The following is a 16693-nucleotide window of genomic DNA, read 5'->3' on the forward strand; positions in this document are numbered from 1 at the left end:
TCAGGCCAATCGGTCGGCGATAGTCGACTCGGCCAGCAGCGAAAGGCCCTCACGAATGTGCCGGGCCCACATGGACCCGATGCCGTCGACCGATTGCAGATCGTCGGCACTGGCGGCCAGCAGCCCCTGCAGTGAGCCGAACGAGCGGACCAGCAGGTCGACATGGGCGAACTGCAGGCGCGGTATCCCGGCCATCGCGCGGTAGCCGCGTGAGCTCATCGCCGAGTCCTGCGCCTCGGCGGTCGACGGATAGCCGAAAACCCTTGCCAGAGTAGTGAAGTCGAGCAGCTCACTGTCGGTGAGCGCGTCCAGTTCGTCGAGGGTGGCGTGCACCTGCGCGGCGGTCGGCGGGTCCGGCAGGGCATGGTAATCCCGCACGATCAGCTCACGCGCGGCTTCGTTGTCGCCCACGAGTTCGTCTAGCTGCAACTTGAGCTGGCGGCCGTCGGTGCCGAGTTCGACGACGTCGGCGTCGATCTCAAGGCTGATGCGCCGCACCATCTCCAGGCGCTGCACCACGGTCATGACGTCGCGCAGCGTCACGAAGTCCTCGATCTCGGCGGTGGACAGCTGCTTGCTGACCTCGTCGAGCCGGCCCTTGTAGCGCTCCAGCGTGGCGATGGTCTGGTTGGCACGCGACAGGATGGTCGCCGAATCGGGCACCACGTGGCGCTCACCGGCGACGTAGACCGTCACGATGCTCATCGAGTGGCTGACCGAGATCACCGGGTAGCCGGTCTGGATCGCGGTGCGCTCGGCCGATCGGTGCCGGGTCCCCGACTCGTCGGTGGGGATCGACGGATCCGGCACCAGCTGGACGTTGGCGCGCACGATGCGGCTGCCGTCGCTGGACAGCACCACCGCGCCGTCCATCTTGGAGAGCTCACGCAACCGGGTGGGGGCGTACCGCACGTCGAGGGCGAATCCGCCGTCGCAGATGGCTTCCACGCTGTCGTCGTAGCCCAGCACGATCAGAGCGCCCGTCTTGCCGCGCAGGATGCGCTCCAGGCCGTCGCGCAACGGGGTCCCCGGCGCCAGCCGGCCGAGGGTTTCTCGTAGCGTCGGCCGGGCCAGGTGCACAACGGTGCGGCTGGTCCTGGCGCCGGAGTTCACGGCCATCTGTTCTCCTCGGGTCGGCCGCTATTGTCCGTGATGGGGTTGATTGCTGGCAATCGAGATGTCTTTGAGTGCCCGTAATGCCGCCCCGATGTGATCGACGGTGATGGCGCGCAGCCCCGCGGGCACGCTGGTGACCCCGGGCGGCACCACGGCAATGTTGAACCCCAGGCGGGCGGCCTCGGCCAGCCGGCGGTCCATGCCGGTGACCCGGCGCAGGTCGCCGACGAGCCCCACCTCACCGATCACGACGGCGTTCATCGGCAACGCGATGTCGAGATAGGCCGAGGCGACGGCCACCGCCACGGCCAAGTCCGAGGACGGGTCGGTGAGCCGCATACCGCCGACGGTGGACAGGTAGATGTCGTTGTTGCCGATCGGCAGACCGCAGCGGGTCTGGAGCACCGCACCGATCATGGCGGCACGGGCCGAGTCGATCCCGCTGACCACCCGCCGCGGCGGCCCCACGGGCGGGGCGACGAGGGCCTGCACCTCGCCGATCATCGGGCGCTTGCCGTCGAGGGTGACGGTGATGGCGGTGCCCGGCACCGCCGCCGGGCGCTGGTCGAGGAAGAGCCCGGACGGGTCGCTCACACACTCGATCCCGTTGTCGTGCATCTGAAAACAGCCGACCTCATCGGCGGCGCCGAAGCGGTTCTTGACCCCGCGCACCATGCGCAGGCTCGACGCATGATCGCCCTCGAAGTGCAGCACCACGTCGACCAGATGCTCCAGTGAGCGCGGGCCGGCGATGGCACCGTCCTTCGTCACGTGGCCCACCAGGATCATGGCCACGGCCGGATCGCCGACAGCGGTCTTGGCGTAGCCCGTCAGCGCCGTCGTCACCGCACGCACCTGGGTGACCCCGCCCGTCACGCCATCGGCTTCGGTGGTGGACATGGTCTGCACCGAGTCGACGATCACCAGGCTGGGTTTGACCTCGTCGATGTGGCCGAGCGCGATCTGCAGATCGGATTCGCCAGCCAGATAGACGTTGTCGTGGGTGCAGCCCGTGCGCTCGGCACGCAGGCGGATCTGGCCCGCGGACTCCTCACCGGACAGGTACAGCGCGCGCCGGCCGGTGTGCGCCCAGCGATTGGCCACCTCCAGGAGCAGCGTGGACTTGCCGACGCCGGGTTCCCCGGCCAGCAGCGTGACCGAACCGGCCACCAGGCCGCCACCGAGAACCCGGTCGAGCTCGCTGACCCCGGTCGCGTAATGCCGGGTGATGCCCGGGTCGATCGAGGTGATCGGCACCGCGGGCGAGGCCGGGGCCACCGAGCGGCGGACCGGGCTGGCGACAGAGGCGAGTGTCGCCACTTCGTCGACCGTTCCCCAGGTGCCGCAATTGGCGCAACGACCCACCCACTTGGGAGTGGCGTGCTGACATTCCGAGCACCGGTACTGCGAACGTATTTTCGAAGCGGCCACACCGTGACAGTAGCGGCCGGTCCCGACAGCGGCGGTGTGCACGCGCCGGGTCGCGGCCGCGACGGTCAGAGATCCTTCAGATCAGTGATGACCGCCGGCCGCGGCATCCTCGGCCGGCTCTTCGCCGGCCTGGTTGCGCCGCGGCGCATCGCCGGCCGAAATCGGCACCGCCACAGTGGTTTCGCCGTTGGAGAACTTGAACGTGAAGTCGTAGAGCAGCCCGTTGGTGACCGGCTTGGTCAAGGTGACCTTCGCGGTGACGGCCTCGGCCGCCTCGGTCTTCTCCAGCGGCTGGGTCTGGCCGTCGGGCTCGCCCACCACCAGAACGCCGCCGGCCGGGACGGTCTGGTCCCCGGACAGTGCCACGTCGCCGACGGTGGTCGTGATCGAGACCAGCTTGTTGGGCGCCTCGGTGGAATTGTTGGCCGCCACGAACAGCAGTTCGGCCTCCGAGCCGGGCTCGACATAGTCCTTCTGCTGCGGGGCGCGCAGGTGCACGTTGCGCAGCGAGATCGAGCCGGCCTGGGCGTTGACGCCGTTGACTGCGGGCTCCTGGGTCGCCGTCTGGGAGACCTGCCCGGCGCTGCAACCGGTGAGAACGGCTGCGGTCAGGCCACATGCGGCCAGACCGGCCGAGGCGCGCATTGCGAAGCGGTTCACTCAAGCCTCCTGAGCTGGGTCGGCGTACTTCGACTATGCACAGTAGTAGGTGGCCTCGGCGGGCGGAATGTGAGGGCGTGGCTGAGGGGTCGAAACGGCGTTCGGCCATAGGTGGTTCAGGCGCGCAACCGCTTTGCGGGGGTGCCCCTTTCGGGCCGCCGGGTGGCACTGCGGTTGCACGCTTTCGTCACCATGTCAACCCCTGTTCTTCACCTGCAGTGCCCCTGACCTGCGCAGTTGGTGCGCATGTGATCCGGGCCCGTGTTAGGATGGACTAGCGAAAGGGGCTCGAATCAGATGATTTTCAAGGTCGGAGACACCGTCGTCTATCCACACCACGGTGCTGCGTTGATCGAGGCGATCGAAACCCGGACCATCAAAGGCGAGCAGAAGGAATATCTCGTACTGAAGGTTGCCCAGGGTGATCTGACCGTTCGAGTTCCCGCAGAGAACGCCGAGTACGTCGGAGTCCGCGACGTCGTGGGCCAGGAAGGCCTCGACAAGGTTTTCCAGGTGTTGCGCGCACCGCACACCGAAGAGCCGACCAACTGGTCGCGCCGCTACAAGGCCAATCTCGAGAAGCTGGCCTCCGGTGACGTGAACAAGGTTGCCGAGGTGGTCCGCGATCTGTGGCGACGGGATCAGGAACGCGGTCTGTCCGCGGGTGAGAAGCGAATGCTGGCCAAGGCCCGGCAGATTCTGGTCGGCGAGCTCGCGCTGGCCGAGAACACCGATGACGCCAAGGCCGAGACCATTCTCGACGAGGTTCTGGCCGCCGCGTCCTGACGCGTGGTGGCAACAACTGTCGCGGTCGTCCCGGCAGCCGGCTCTGGTGAGCGGCTGGGTGCGGGCAGGCCGAAAGCGTTCGTCAATCTGGGGGACAAACCCCTGCTGGAGCATGCCCTGGACGGGCTGCTGGCGTCAGGGGTGATCGACAAGGTCGTGGTCGCGGTCCCGCCCGCGCTCACCGACGAAGCCATCTTGGTGTTCGGGGAGCGGGCGCAGATCGTGGCCGGCGGAGCCGACCGGACAGAGTCGGTGGCGCTGGCGCTGGCAGCCGCCGGCGATCCGGATTTCATTCTCGTTCATGATGCCGCCCGGGCACTGACGCCTCCTTCACTGATCGATCGGGTGGTTGCGGCGCTGGCCGAAGGCCACGCCGCCGTCGTTCCCGGCCTTCCGTTGGCCGACACGATCAAGGCGGTCGACGCCAACGGCGCGGTGCTGGGGACTCCTGAGCGGGCCGGGCTGCGCGCCGTACAGACGCCTCAGGGCTTCCGCACCGACGTGTTGCGCCGGGCCTACCAGCGGGCCGGGACCGGCGCGGTCACCGATGACGCCTCGCTCGTCGAGCAGATCGGTACGCCGGTGCAGACCGTCGCGGGCGACCCACTGGCCTTCAAGATCACGACACCTCTGGATCTGCTGCTCGCGGAGGCTGTCATGGCGCGTGGCGCGTGAGGATTCCCAGGGTCGGTCTCGGTACCGACGTCCATCCGATCGAGGCGGGCCGGCCTTGCTGGCTGCTCTGCCTGGAATTCGAAGGCGCCGACGGCTGCGCCGGGCATTCGGACGGCGACGTCGCCGCCCACGCACTGTGCGATGCGCTGCTCAGCGCGGCCGGGCTCGGTGACCTGGGCGGCGTCTTCGGCACCGACCGGCCGGAATGGCGCGGCGTGACCGGCGCCGACATGTTGCGTCACGTCCGCGGACTGGTGCAGGCCGCAGGGTTCGAGATCGGCAACGCCACCGTGCAGGTGGTAGGAAACCGGCCCAAGATCGGGCCGCGCCGGGACGAGGCCCAGCGGCTGCTGACCGAGCTGGTGGGGGCGCCGGTGTCGGTGTCGGCCACCACCACCGACGGGCTCGGGCTGACCGGGCGGGGTGAAGGATTGGCCGCGATGGCCAGCGCTTTGGTGGTTCCTGCCGAATAGGCCGGTAAGCTGGCACGTCGTGACCGATTTGCGGCTGTACGACACCATGGCGGGTGCCGTACGAGACTTCGTACCGCTGCGGCCGGGGCACGCTTCGATCTACCTGTGCGGGGCCACCGTCCAGGGCTTGCCGCATATCGGTCATGTCCGTAGCGGAGTCGCGTTCGACGTGCTGCGCCGCTGGCTGACCGCCAATGGATACGACGTTGCGTTCATCCGCAACGTCACCGATATCGACGACAAGATCCTCAACAAGGCGGCCGATGCCGGCCGGCCGTGGTGGGAGTGGGCCGCGACCTATGAGCGGGCCTTCAGCGCCGCCTATGACGCGCTGGGCGTGCTTCCGCCCTCGGCTGAACCGAGGGCTACCGGCCACATCACCCAGATGGTCGAGCTCATCGACCGGCTGATCGAGAAGGGCCATGCCTACGCCCAAGGCGGCGACGTCTACTTCGACGTGCTGAGCCTGCCCGAATACGGTGCGCTGTCCGGACACCGCATCGACGACGTGCACCAGGGCGAGGGCGTGGCGACGGGCAAGCGCGATCAGCGCGATTTCACGCTGTGGAAGGGCGCCAAGCCCGGTGAGCCGTCGTGGCCGACGCCCTGGGGCCGCGGCCGTCCGGGCTGGCACACCGAGTGCGTGGCCATGTGTGAGGCCTACCTGGGTGCGGAGTTCGACATCCACGCCGGCGGCATGGACCTGGTCTTCCCCCACCACGAGAACGAGATCGCCCAGGCGCAGGCCGCGGGTGACGGCTTCGCCCGGTACTGGCTGCACAACGGCTGGGTCACCATGGGCGGCGAGAAGATGAGCAAGTCGCTGGGCAACGTGCTCTCGATTCCTGCTGTGCTGCAACGGGTTCGGGCTGCCGAGCTGCGCTACTACCTGGGTAGCGCGCATTATCGGTCCATGCTGGAATTCTCCGAGAACGCGCTGCAGGATGCGGTGAAGGCCTACAGCGGCATCGAGGACTTCCTGCACCGGGTACGCAATCGCGTCGGGGCCGTCGCCGTCGGTGCCTGGACGCCGAAGTTCGCGGCCGCCCTCAACGACGACCTCGCGGTGCCGATGGCGCTGGCCGAGGTGCACGCGGCTCGCGCCGAGGGCAACCGCGCGCTGGACGCCGGTGACCATGAGGGTGCGATGGCGCAGGCCACCGCGATCCGGGCGATGATGGCCATCCTGGGCTGCGATCCGCTCGACGAGCGCTGGGAGTCCCGCGACGAGACGTCGGCCGCGCTGGCAGCGGTCGACGAGCTGGTGCAGTGGGCCCTGGCCGGCCGGGCCGAGGCCAGGGCAAACCGGGACTGGGCGGCCGCCGATGCCATCCGGGACCGGCTCAAAGCGGCCGGCATCGAGGTCACCGACACCGCCGACGGTCCTCAGTGGGCACTGGTGGACGGGAACGGAGCATAGATGGCCGGGAATTCGCAGCGGCGCGGCGCGGTGCGCAAGCCGGGGACGAAGAAGGGACCCACGGTCGGGTCCGGTGGGGTGCGCCGCCGCGGGCTGGAAGGCCGTGGGGCCACACCGCGCGCGGATCAGCGCCCGCACCATCCGGCCGCCAAGAAGGCCGCCAAGGCGGCGCGTCAGGCGCAGGGCCGGCACCGTAAGACCGACGACACCGAGCTGGTGCTGGGCCGCAACCCGGTGGTGGAGTGCCTGCGGGCCAAGGTCCCGGCCACCGCGCTCTACGTCGCGCTGGGCACCGAGGCCGACGAGCGGCTGACCGAATCCGTCCAGATCGCCGCCGACCGCGGCATCTCGATCCTGGAAGTCCAGCGGCACGATCTGGACCGGATGAGCAACAACGGGTTGCACCAGGGCCTGGCCCTGCAGGTGCCGCCGTACAACTACGCCCATCCAGACGACCTTTTGAAGGCCGCCAGGGATTCTGGCGAGCCCGCGCTGATGGTGGCGCTGGACAACATCTCCGATCCGCGCAATCTGGGTGCCATCGTGCGTTCGGTGGCCGCGTTCGGCGGGCACGGCGTGGTGATCCCGCAGCGCCGTTCGGCTTCGGTGACCGCGGTGGCGTGGCGCACCAGCGCCGGCGCCGCGGCACGTACACCGGTGGCCCGGGCCACGAATCTGACTCGGACGCTGAAGAGTTGGGCTGACGCCGGGCTGCAGGTGGTCGGCTTGGACGCCGGTGGTGACACCACGCTCGACGAGCTTGAAGGCAGCGGTCCGATGGTCGTGGTGGTCGGCTCGGAGGGCAAGGGCCTGTCCCGGCTGGTGCGGGAGAGCTGCGATGCGGTGGTCTCGATCCCGATGGCCGGGCCGACGGAGTCGCTGAACGCCTCGGTGGCGGCCGGTGTGGTGCTCGCCGAGATCGCGCGTCAGCGCCGCAGTCTCTGACTCAGGCCCGGCGCGGCTTGCGCAGTGTGAAGTGATCCGCCGGCGTGGTCTGGCCGAACGGTCCGTCGACAGCGAAATAGGTTGCCTCGATGGATGTCTGGCCGCCCGGTGAACCTGGGTCGACGTCGAACATCACAAAGCCGTAGGCGTGGTCGCGGTCGCGGAACGCCGACCAAGGTGCCGCCTCGGTGACATAGCGCGGGGTCCGCTTGCCCAGCGCGGGGTCGACCGCCCCCACCCCGGTCAGCACGCGACAGCGCGGTTCGGGGAAGAACATCCGGTTCGACGGGATCGAGGTACCGCCCCCGCCGATCACCAGATGCACTGTGCCCTGGCTGGTATCGATGGCACCCCCGTCACCGTCGACCGGTATCGGCGTCAGGGTGTCGGTCGGCTGCACGCCACGGATCGGATGTGAACGCTCGTAGTGGTGCTCGTGTCCGCACACCACCAGGTCGACGCCGTACCGGTCGAACAGCGGCAGCCAGTTCTCCCGGATCCCCAGGTCCGCGCCGTTGGTGCGGTCGGCTGTCGACACCGCGGTCTGGTGCATGCACACCACGATCCAGTCGATGCTCTCATCGGCGCTACTGCGCTCCAATTCGCCTTCCAGCCAACGTTTCTGGGCTCCGCCGGAATACCCGTGGACGTAGGAGTTCCCGCCGTCCTGGTAGCACACGTCGTCGTTGTTGAGGCTGATCACCCGTACCGCACCCGCGGTGAACGCGTACCACATGCCGCGCAACTCGGCGTCCGCGCCGGAATCGGGCAGTGCGAAGTACGTCTGATAGGCGCCATATCCGATGGGGCCGTTGCCCAGCTCGTTCTCGTGGTTGCCCGCAGCGGGCATCCAGGGCCGGTGCCGTGCTGAGCGGGAGTTGTTCTCGAACCAATCCGACCAGGTTCGGATCCGGTCGCCGGACAGGTTGGCGTAGCAGAGATCCCCGTTGACCAGGTTGAACAACGGCCGGGCGTTCTCGACTGCGGTCGTGATATCGCCCGCGGCAGGCGAACCGCGGTTGTCGCTGCCGAACGCATTGGCCACCATCGCGTCCAGAGTCGGGGTGGACTGGTCACCGAAACTGGTGAACCGCAACGCTGCCCGGCCCCGAGGTGCGGTCCGGGCGGTACCCAGTTCCGGGCTCGTACCGTCGTGCACCGCACCGTAGATGTAGTCGGTGTCGGGCAGCAGGCCGGTGAGCCGGGCGTGATGTACCCGTACCTCGGTGCCCGACTGCCCATCGCGGTACGTGACGGTGTCAGCGGCGACGGTCTCGCCGAAGCCGTCGTTCGGGGTGCCGTACATGACGCGCGGATTGCTCACCCGGGCTGCGGTGTGCCAGGACACCACCACCTCGGATGAGGCGTCGGCTCCGTACTGCAGGTGCAGTCCGCTGACCCGGGGAGCGTCGCTGCGGTCCGCACGTTGCCAGAGTTCGGGCCCAGAGGAGCGGATCGCGTCATCGACGGCGGCTCCCGCGCCGGCTCCCAATATCGCAGTGGTGCCGCCCACCAACAACAACGTTCGCCTGCTGACTTTCGCGTTGTCGCTCACCCCTGCCGTGCTACCGGGTCAATGCGAACGGGGCGGCACCGGCAAGTTAACGGTGTCGCCTATCCGCCGAAGAGCTGCAGGCCGACCCAGAGCGCGCCCACGGACGCGGCCAGGGTCAGCGGCACCGTCACCAGCCCGACCCGGCTGAACTCGGTGAACCGTGCCGGCAGCCCTTGCTGGTGAACCACGTTGCGCCACAGCAGGTTCGACAGCGATCCGACATAGGTCAGGTTGGGGCCGACGTTGACCCCGATCAGCACGGCCAGTACCGCGGCCGGCCCGGCGCCGGCTACCAGCGGCAGCAATACCAGCACCGCGGGCAGGTTGTTGACCAGATTGGCCAGCACGGCCGCCACCGCAGCCAGACCCAACAGCGCGGGCAACGAGTCACCGACGGGCAGCACGCCGCGCATGGCGTCGCCGAGGCCGTTGCGGACGACCGCGTCGACCACGACGCCCAGGCACAGCACGAACGCCAGGAACGGCACATTGACTGCGCGCACGATGCCGCCGACCGTGCTGCGGCGCTGGGCCAGGCTGCGCACCCCGAGCACCACCGCGCCGGCCAGGGCCGCCCAGGCCGGTGACACGTCCAGCACCGACGTGAGGACGAAACCCGCCAGCGTCAAACCGAGCACCACGAGCACGAACACCGGAACTTCGGCCGGCGGCGGCGTCACCTCGGCGGCCGGCCGGTTCAACTCGCGGTGGAAGAGCAGACGCAGCAGGACGAATTCGACGCCGATGGCAGCCAGCCAGGGCAGGGCCATCACCGCGGTGAACTGGGTGAAGGACAACCCGGCCACCGCGAAGGCCAACAGGTTGGTCAGGTTGGACACCGGAAACAGCAACGAAGCCGAGTTGGCCAGATGTGCGCTGGCGTACGCGTGCGGCCGGGGCGGTATCGCCAGCGTGCGGGCGGTGGCCAGCACCACGGGTGTCAACAGCACGACGGTCGCGTCCAGGCTCAACACCGCCGTTGTCGTCGCCCCGATCAGGAACACCCGGGTCAGCAGCCGCCGGGAGTCACCCCGGCTGGCCCGGGCCATCAGCGTGCCCGCGGCGTGGAACAGGCCTTCGTCGTCACACAAGTGCGCCAGCACCAGCACGGCGGCCAGGAATCCGACCACGGGCAGCAGTCGCTGGACTTCGGCGAGCGCGTCGTCCGTCGAGATCACCCCGAGCGCGATGAGCAACCCGGCGGCCGGGATCGCGACGACGGCCTCGGGCCAGCCCTCGGGCCGCGCCAGCGCGAACACCAGCACGACGGCCAGCGCGATGAGCGCGAGTATCAATTGATCCACGGATCGGCGCGTTCCCACAGCGTCGGCAGGTGCAGGCTCACCCCGTCGCGTTCGGCCAGCCGGGTCAGGATCCGCATCGAGACGTCGAGGTCGTCACCGGCGTACGGCAAGGTGCGCAGCGGTTTGTGCAGCGGGCGGAAGAAGTCGTCCCAGTGAATCAGCACGACGCGGCGCGCGCCGACCGTACGCACGGTCTCGGCCCAGTAGCTTTCGAAATACTGTTCGGATTGCAGCCCGAGCTGACCGATCCCGAGGTACACCACCTCGGCTCGCTGTCCGGCCAGTGCGCCGGGGACCGCGCCCGCACTGCCGACGATCAGCAGCCGGCGGTCGCTGGGCCGATGATGCACCAGCGTCGACCAGGCTTCTCCGCACCTGTAGGCCGCGACCTTGACCGGCGGTATGACGGGCGTGGTGATCGTGCCGGGAAAGCGGTCCGGTGGGCAGTGTTCGGACTCGAACAGCGTCACGTCATAGGCGCCGAGCCGGACGGCTTCACCGGGTGTGACGGTCACCGTCCGCTCGGGATCCAGGCCGCCGCCGATGCCGACCTGGGCCGTCGAGGTGCCGCCCACCAGTCGGGCGCCGGTGCGTTCGGCGACCACTGCCGAATCCATGACGTGGTCGAAGTGAGTGTGTACCGGCAGCACCGCTTCGAGCTTGTCGATCCCGAGGCGGGCCAGGCTGCCGTCGATGCGCGGCAAGGACGGCGAAAGCTTGCCCAGGACGACGTTCGCCAGCCCGGGCCGGGAGAAGAATCCGTCGGTGAGGACCGCCGAGGTGCCGTCGTCCACCAGCAGAGTGCTGACCCCGGCCCAGGTGACCGTGACCCGGGACTCGGCCGTCGCCGGCGGTGCGTCGAAAAACCGCGCATAGGAAGTCAGGTCGGGCCTGCCGGGCTTGAGCCGCATGGCCCAACCCTAGAGCTACCGCCGGCCGTACCGACGCCGGAACTTCTCCACCTGCCCGGCCGAGTCGATGTGCCGGGCCGATCCGGTCCAGAACGGGTGAGAATCGCTGGTGACGTCGACAACGATCAGCGGGTAGGTCACCACTCCGTCCGGCGTGGCCCACTCGACGGTGCGTTCACTGGTAGCCGTCGACCGGGTGAGGAACTGGGTGCCGGTGGAGGCGTCCTGGAACACCACGGGGTGATAGTCGGGGTGGATATCGGGTTTCACTGGGATTCCCCTTCTGTGTGAACGGATGATGCGGGCTCGTCGATCGCGGGCTGACACGGTTCTTCGTGCCAATCGCCGAATGGGTCGGGGTAAGCGGGCCACTCGTGCGGTCGTGCCAGCTCGTCGTCGGTGAGCAACGCGCCGCTCAGTGCCTCGATCACCTCGCCGGGCCGGGCGCCGCAGACCAACACCGTCAACGAGATGTGCCGGTCACCGAACTGGTGATGCCAGTCGATCGCGGCGATCGCCAGGCGTTCGGGGTCGGCGTAGGCGCGCTCGGTGTCGTCCATCGCCGCCAGCCAGCGCCCAGCATTGCTGAAATGCATTCCGCCGCCCGCGGATTCGATCCACATGACGTCGGACGGCCGGTTGGCCAGCCAGGCCCGGCCGCGGGTACGCACGACGCCGTCGAGCAGGTGGTCTATCGCGTCGTGCAGTCGCGTCGGGTGAAACGGCCGGCGCGCGGCGAACTCGACGATGATGACCTCGTCGTCGGGCTCCAACGGTGGTTCACCGGCCAGCAGTGGATCGTGCGGGGTGGCGGTGCGTCCGCGTGGGCTGTTCGCCTCCAGGTGCGCCAGGCCGAGCTCGACGTGGTCAGGGCCGACGGTGATGCGGGCGCGGGGAGCGAGCCGGCGCAACACCGCCAGGGTGGTGGCGTCGGGTTCGTTGAGTACCAGCATGTCGGCGAACTCGGCCTGGCCGACGACCACCTGGGCGACCGTGCGTCCGTCGGGCAGCTCGTCGTCACCGACCGACTGCGCTAACCAGACCGAGGTGTCCAGGCAGGCGATCACGGCATCGATGGTGACGTCGCGGGCGGCGGGCCCGTCGATGTAGCCGGGACCGACGTGCACCCGGATGGTGTTGATGGCCCAGCACACGGGCTCGGCCTCCAGCCAGGGCATCAACTGCACGACGATGCGGTCCACGTCATCGCGCCGGTGTAGCCGCCGCAGCAGGATCAGCAGGTCGTCGCGCACTGTGCAGGAGACGCAGCCGTGCGCCAGCTCGAGAGCGAGTTCGGATGTGCCGCTGCTGTCGGACACGGTCCGCAGCACCACCTGGCCGTCGAATGCGTGGCGCACCAGGACTGTGCCCGGTTTGAGGGCCAGCTGTGCTGCGACTTGGTCGGTGTCACCTTGTCCGGCGATCAGCACTACAGGGGTTCGCACTGCACCTCCCCGGAGTTGTTGTTGAAAACGATTATCATTATCGTGAGGGTACCCCATCCGAAGGAGACCGATGTCTGCCCACTGCCAAGTCACCGGGCGCTCGCCCGGGTTCGGCAACACGGTGTCGCACTCGCACAAGCGCAGTCGCCGACGCTGGAACCCCAACATCCAGAACAAGACGTACTACCTGCCCTCCGAGGGCCGCCGGATCCGACTTCGGGTCAGCGCCAAGGGAATCAAGGTGATCGACCGCGACGGCATCGAAGCCGTGGTCGCTCGGCTGCGTAGCGCGGGAGAGAAAATCTGATGGCAAGCACCGATATTCGTCCGATCGTGAAGCTGAAGTCCACGGCGGGAACCGGTTACACGTACGTCACCCGCAAGAACCGCCGTAACGACCCCGACCGGATCGTGCTGCGAAAGTACGACCCGGTCATCCGCCGCCACGTCGACTTCCGCGAGGAACGCTGATGGCCAAGCGGTCCAAGATCGTCAAGAACGAACAACGCCGAAAACTCGTGGAGCGTTACGCCGAACGGCGGGCCGAGCTCAAAGAGGCCATCCGCAATCCGGCCAGCACCCGTGAGCAGAAGGCAGCTGCCGTCTCGGCGCTGCAACGCCTGCCGCGGGATTCCAGCCCGGTGCGACTGCGCAATCGAGATTCCGTCGATGGGCGCCCGCGCGGGCATCTGCGCAAGTTCGGCCTGTCACGAGTGCGGGTGCGCGAGCTGGCACACCGCGGTGAACTGCCCGGCGTACGGAAGTCGAGTTGGTGATGGCGCCGAGCTCACGCAAGAACGCCAAGAAGCGAACCCCGGCCCCTGATCCCAGGAAGCCGAGGCGTAATCAGCTGACCGCCATGGGCATCACGGAGGTGGACTACAAGGACGTCCAGCTGTTGCGGACGTTCATCAGCGAGCGGGGCAAGATCCGGTCCCGGCGCGTCACCGGGCTCACGCCGCAGCAGCAGCGGCAGGTCGCCACGGCGATCAAGAACGCCAGGGAGATGGCGCTGCTGCCGGTGGTCGGTCCCGCCTGAACTACCATCCGAGGCCATAGGGCGACTGCGGATCGTGGAAGCCGGTGTGAATCCGGCGCGGTCCCGCCACTGTGATAGCCAGATACACACCGCAGTCGCCACCTCGCAGGTACTGGGGCGGATCTCCCCGGAGAGGATGGGTACGCCCATGGCTGCTCGTTGGCTGATCGCCGGACTGGCGTCGGCGCTGATGGTGTCGGGGTGCGCCTCGACTGCGGCAACCGAGACCGCACGCCACACACCACCTGGCTTCCCGGTCACCGTGGACAACTGCGGCGTCAGCACCACCTATGACCGGCCCCCGACCCGCGCGGTCGCGCTCAATCAACATGCGATCGAGGTGCTGCTGGCGCTGGGCCTGGACAAATCGATGGTCGGCACGTCCTATCTCGACGACCGGATCCTGCCCGAATACCAGGCCGCCTACGACCGGGTTCCGGTTCTGGCCGAGGAGTATCCGTCCTACGAGTCGTTGCTGGCTGTCGAACCCGATTTCGTCTACGGCGGCTGGGACAGCGCGTTCGACGAGAAGGAGGGCCGCGGCCGTCAACGGCTGGCCGATGCCGGGGTGCACACCTACCTCAATATCGAGGACTGTCGGCCCGGGCCCGTCAGCATGTCCACCGTGGACGACGAAATCCGCAATCTTGGAACCATATTCGGAATCCAGGACCGTGCAGAGCAGCAGATCGAGAAGCTGCATCGGGAACTGGCTCGATCGGAGGCGCCGTTGCGGGGCGTCCCGCCCGTGCGGGTTGCGGTCTACGACAGCGGCGAGGCCACGGTGTTCACCTCAGGCGGTAAGGGCATCGGCAACCTGATGATCGAGGCGGCCGGCGGCGTCAACGTGTTCGCCGATGTGCCCAAGGTGTGGGGCGACGTGTCGTTCGAGCAGTTCGCCGAGCGCGCTCCCGAGGCCATCGTGATCTATGACTACGGTGACCAGCCGGTCGAGGACAAGAAACGGTTTTTGACCGAACATCCTCTGCTGCAGCACGTTCCGGCCATCGCCGACAAGCGTTTCGCGGTGCTGCCGTTGTCGTCTGTGGTGGTGGGGGTGCGAGTGGGCCGGGCGGTCGATGCCCTGGCCCGACAGCTGCACCCCGACCGGTTTGTGTGATGTCCTACCGGCTGACCCTGGCCGCGCTGGCCGGGCTGTTGCTGATCACGATGACCGCGGGCGTCGCGATCGGTTCGGTGTCGATCGCGCCGGGACAGGTCTGGGCCATCGTGGTGCACTCCGTGCATCCTGGACTGGTCGAGCAGAGCTGGCCCGCGGTGCGGGAATCCATCGTTCTCGACGCCCGGCTGCCCCGGGTCGTGCTGGGCGCGGTGGTCGGCGCCGGCCTGGCGGCGTGCGGAATGGCACTGCAGGCGGTGGTGCGCAACCCGCTCGCCGATCCCATGCTGCTGGGGGTCTCCTCGGGAGCGTCGGTCGGCGCGGTGGTGATCCTGGTGTTCGGTGCCGGTGCGCTGCAGGTGTTCACAGTGCCGCTGGCGGCTTTTCTCGGGGCGTTCCTGGCCCTCGTCGCGGTGTACTTCCTGGCCCGCTCGGGTGGGCGGATGACGACGGCGCGGTTGATCCTGGCCGGCGTGGCAGTGGCAGAGGTGCTGTCCGCGGTGGCCAGCCTGCTGATCGTCACTTCCGACGATCCGCACAAGACCCAGGCCGCCGTGCGGTGGATGCTGGGCGGCCTGGGCGGCACCACATGGCGCATGGTCTGGGTGCCTGCGGTGGCGGTCCTCGTCGGCATCATGGTGCTGCTGGCCGTCACCCGATCGCTGAACCTGCTCTATACCGGGGAGGAGGCGGCGGCCTCGCTCGGATTGGACGTGCACCGGTTTCGGGCGGCGATGTTCGTCGTCGTGGCACTCATGGTCGGTGCCATGGTTGCGGTCAGCGGCACCATCGGGTTCGTCGGGCTGATCATGCCGCACGTGGTGCGGCTGCTGGTCGGTGCCGATCACCGCAGGGCGCTGCCGGCTGCGGCCCTGCTGGGTGCGGCGTTCTTGGTGTTGTGCGACATCGTGGCCAGGACCGTGGCCACGCCGGAAGAACTGCCGGTGGGGATTCTGACCGCTCTGGTCGGCGGACCGTTCTTCCTCTGGCTGATGCGACGAAAGGCCGGGATGTGACCGCCGGGGTGGTGTTCGACGCGGTGTCGGTGTCGATGCGTGGCAAGCCGGTGGTCGCCGATGTCTCGTTGTCCGTGGCCGCGGGTGAGGTGTTGGCCGTGGTGGGCCCCAACGGGGCGGGCAAGACGACGCTGCTGCGCACGCTGTACCGGGCGCTTCGGCCGAGTGCCGGGCGGGTGCTGGTCGACGATGTCGACGTGTGGAAGCTGTCGGGCAAGCAGGCCGCACGTCGGGTCGCGGCGGTATTGCAGGAGGCCACAGGCGATTTCGAGCTCACTGCGTTCGACATGGTCGCGATGGGCCGCACACCGTACAAGCGGTCCTTCGAGTCCGACAACAGTGAGGACCGCCAGATCATCGACGCGGCGTTGGCGGCGCTGGACATCGCAGACCTGCGCGGGGCCGATTACGGTCGGTTGTCCGGCGGTCAGAAACAGCGGGTCCTCATCGCGCGTGCCTTGGCGCAACGCACCGACGTCATTGTTCTCGACGAACCCACCAACCACCTCGATCTGCGTCATCAGCACGAGGCTCTGCGCCTGCTGCGCGAGACGGGTGCGACGGTGATCGCCGCGCTGCATGATCTGAATCTCGCTGCGGCGTACTGCGATCGGATCTGCGTGCTCGACAGCGGGAAGCTGATTGCCGCCGGAACCCCCGTGGAGGTCCTCACGGTGGAGTTGCTCGCCGACGTATACGGTGTCGCGGCCCGGATCACCGTCGATACCGATACCGGTACCCCGCAGGTCACCGTCGTCCCCACGGCGGTGCCGGTGCCGTGAACATCGACGCGGACG

The 16693-nt window shown here is 68.3% G+C and carries 20 protein-coding genes and 1 riboswitch; of the genes, 12 read left to right on the plus strand and 8 right to left on the minus strand.

Features of this window, described 5'->3' with window-relative positions:
• The 3 genes from disA to K6L26_RS05025 all read right to left on the minus strand — a co-directional run bounded on the left by disA (position 1) and on the right by K6L26_RS05025 (position 3207).
• Positions 1-1119, minus strand: a complete 1119-nt coding sequence (gene disA / locus K6L26_RS05015) for a DNA integrity scanning diadenylate cyclase DisA (protein ID WP_019345413.1) — start codon at positions 1117-1119, stop codon at positions 1-3.
• 21 nt (positions 1120-1140) lie between these two features.
• A complete protein-coding gene (gene radA / locus K6L26_RS05020) occupies positions 1141-2547 on the minus strand; it encodes a DNA repair protein RadA (protein WP_043368484.1) in 1407 nt (468 codons plus the stop codon).
• 81 nt (positions 2548-2628) lie between these two features.
• Entirely contained in the window at positions 2629-3207 is a 579-nt protein-coding gene (locus K6L26_RS05025) for a copper chaperone PCu(A)C domain-containing protein (protein ID WP_019345415.1), read from the minus strand.
• Between the two features lie 297 nt (positions 3208-3504).
• Between K6L26_RS05025 and carD the strand changes: the two genes are divergently transcribed.
• Genes carD through rlmB form a run of 5 tightly spaced genes read left to right on the plus strand, consistent with a single transcriptional unit; the run spans position 3505 to position 7506 of the window.
• Positions 3505-3993: an RNA polymerase-binding transcription factor CarD gene (gene carD, locus K6L26_RS05030; RefSeq protein ID WP_003921720.1), complete on the plus strand. Its 489-nt coding sequence runs from the start codon at positions 3505-3507 to the stop codon at positions 3991-3993.
• Positions 3994-3996: 3 nt separating this feature from the next.
• On the plus strand, positions 3997-4668 hold the full coding sequence (gene ispD / locus K6L26_RS05035) for a 2-C-methyl-D-erythritol 4-phosphate cytidylyltransferase (RefSeq protein ID WP_230983400.1): 672 nt from the start codon (positions 3997-3999) through the stop codon (positions 4666-4668).
• The gene (ispF, locus tag K6L26_RS05040) at positions 4665-5141 is read left to right on the plus strand and encodes a 2-C-methyl-D-erythritol 2,4-cyclodiphosphate synthase (RefSeq protein WP_055118001.1); all 477 of its coding nucleotides are present in this window, start codon (positions 4665-4667) and stop codon (positions 5139-5141) included. The genes ispD and ispF overlap by 4 nt, the downstream gene beginning before the upstream one ends.
• Before the next feature lie 19 nt (positions 5142-5160).
• Positions 5161-6561 carry a cysteine--tRNA ligase gene (gene cysS, locus K6L26_RS05045; protein ID WP_036391489.1) on the plus strand — a complete coding sequence of 467 codons (1401 nt, stop codon included), beginning with the start codon at positions 5161-5163 and terminating at the stop codon, positions 6559-6561.
• On the plus strand, positions 6562-7506 hold the full coding sequence (gene rlmB, locus K6L26_RS05050; protein WP_036391490.1) for a 23S rRNA (guanosine(2251)-2'-O)-methyltransferase RlmB: 945 nt from the start codon (positions 6562-6564) through the stop codon (positions 7504-7506).
• Position 7507: 1 nt separating this feature from the next.
• Here the strand turns inward: rlmB and K6L26_RS05055 are convergent, their stop codons facing one another.
• Genes K6L26_RS05055 through mrf form a run of 5 tightly spaced genes read right to left on the minus strand, consistent with a single transcriptional unit; the run spans position 7508 to position 12721 of the window.
• Positions 7508-9061: a purple acid phosphatase family protein gene (locus tag K6L26_RS05055; protein ID WP_019345420.1), complete on the minus strand. Its 1554-nt coding sequence runs from the start codon at positions 9059-9061 to the stop codon at positions 7508-7510.
• Between the two features lie 59 nt (positions 9062-9120).
• On the minus strand, positions 9121-10356 hold the full coding sequence (locus K6L26_RS05060) for an SLC13 family permease (RefSeq protein WP_221853338.1): 1236 nt from the start codon (positions 10354-10356) through the stop codon (positions 9121-9123).
• Positions 10353-11276 carry an MBL fold metallo-hydrolase gene (locus K6L26_RS05065; protein ID WP_221852805.1) on the minus strand — a complete coding sequence of 308 codons (924 nt, stop codon included), beginning with the start codon at positions 11274-11276 and terminating at the stop codon, positions 10353-10355. The genes K6L26_RS05060 and K6L26_RS05065 overlap by 4 nt, the downstream gene beginning before the upstream one ends.
• Before the next feature lie 15 nt (positions 11277-11291).
• On the minus strand, positions 11292-11546 hold the full coding sequence (locus tag K6L26_RS05070) for a type B 50S ribosomal protein L31 (RefSeq protein WP_019343884.1): 255 nt from the start codon (positions 11544-11546) through the stop codon (positions 11292-11294).
• The gene (mrf, locus tag K6L26_RS05075) at positions 11543-12721 is read right to left on the minus strand and encodes a ribosome hibernation factor-recruiting GTPase MRF (protein WP_036391495.1); all 1179 of its coding nucleotides are present in this window, start codon (positions 12719-12721) and stop codon (positions 11543-11545) included. Before mrf ends, K6L26_RS05070 begins: the two co-directional genes overlap by 4 nt.
• Positions 12722-12791: 70 nt before the next feature.
• On the opposite strand from mrf, the gene rpmB reads away from it, so the two are divergent.
• The 7 genes from rpmB to K6L26_RS05110 all read left to right on the plus strand — a co-directional run bounded on the left by rpmB (position 12792) and on the right by K6L26_RS05110 (position 16678).
• Positions 12792-13028, plus strand: a complete 237-nt coding sequence (gene rpmB / locus K6L26_RS05080) for a 50S ribosomal protein L28 (protein ID WP_019343886.1) — start codon at positions 12792-12794, stop codon at positions 13026-13028.
• A complete protein-coding gene (gene rpmG, locus K6L26_RS05085; RefSeq protein WP_019343887.1) occupies positions 13028-13192 on the plus strand; it encodes a 50S ribosomal protein L33 in 165 nt (54 codons plus the stop codon). The genes rpmB and rpmG overlap by 1 nt, the downstream gene beginning before the upstream one ends.
• Positions 13192-13497 (plus strand): 30S ribosomal protein S14, encoded by a 306-nt coding sequence (rpsN, locus tag K6L26_RS05090; RefSeq protein WP_019343888.1) that lies wholly within the window; start codon positions 13192-13194, stop codon positions 13495-13497. The genes rpmG and rpsN overlap by 1 nt, the downstream gene beginning before the upstream one ends.
• Positions 13497-13760 (plus strand): 30S ribosomal protein S18, encoded by a 264-nt coding sequence (rpsR, locus tag K6L26_RS05095; protein WP_043367926.1) that lies wholly within the window; start codon positions 13497-13499, stop codon positions 13758-13760. Before rpsN ends, rpsR begins: the two co-directional genes overlap by 1 nt.
• 11 nt (positions 13761-13771) lie before the next feature.
• Positions 13772-13868: riboswitch (cobalamin riboswitch) on the plus strand.
• 40 nt (positions 13869-13908) lie between these two features.
• Positions 13909-14880 (plus strand): ABC transporter substrate-binding protein, encoded by a 972-nt coding sequence (locus K6L26_RS05100; RefSeq protein ID WP_221852806.1) that lies wholly within the window; start codon positions 13909-13911, stop codon positions 14878-14880.
• Positions 14880-15896 (plus strand): FecCD family ABC transporter permease, encoded by a 1017-nt coding sequence (locus tag K6L26_RS05105; RefSeq protein WP_036391502.1) that lies wholly within the window; start codon positions 14880-14882, stop codon positions 15894-15896. Before K6L26_RS05100 ends, K6L26_RS05105 begins: the two co-directional genes overlap by 1 nt.
• A complete protein-coding gene (locus tag K6L26_RS05110; protein WP_245008692.1) occupies positions 15893-16678 on the plus strand; it encodes an ABC transporter ATP-binding protein in 786 nt (261 codons plus the stop codon). Before K6L26_RS05105 ends, K6L26_RS05110 begins: the two co-directional genes overlap by 4 nt.
• Positions 16679-16693: the final 15 nt, after the last annotated feature.

Origin of the sequence: Mycobacterium farcinogenes, assembly GCF_019739075.1 — a bacterium.
GTDB lineage: Bacteria > Actinomycetota > Actinomycetes > Mycobacteriales > Mycobacteriaceae > Mycobacterium > Mycobacterium senegalense.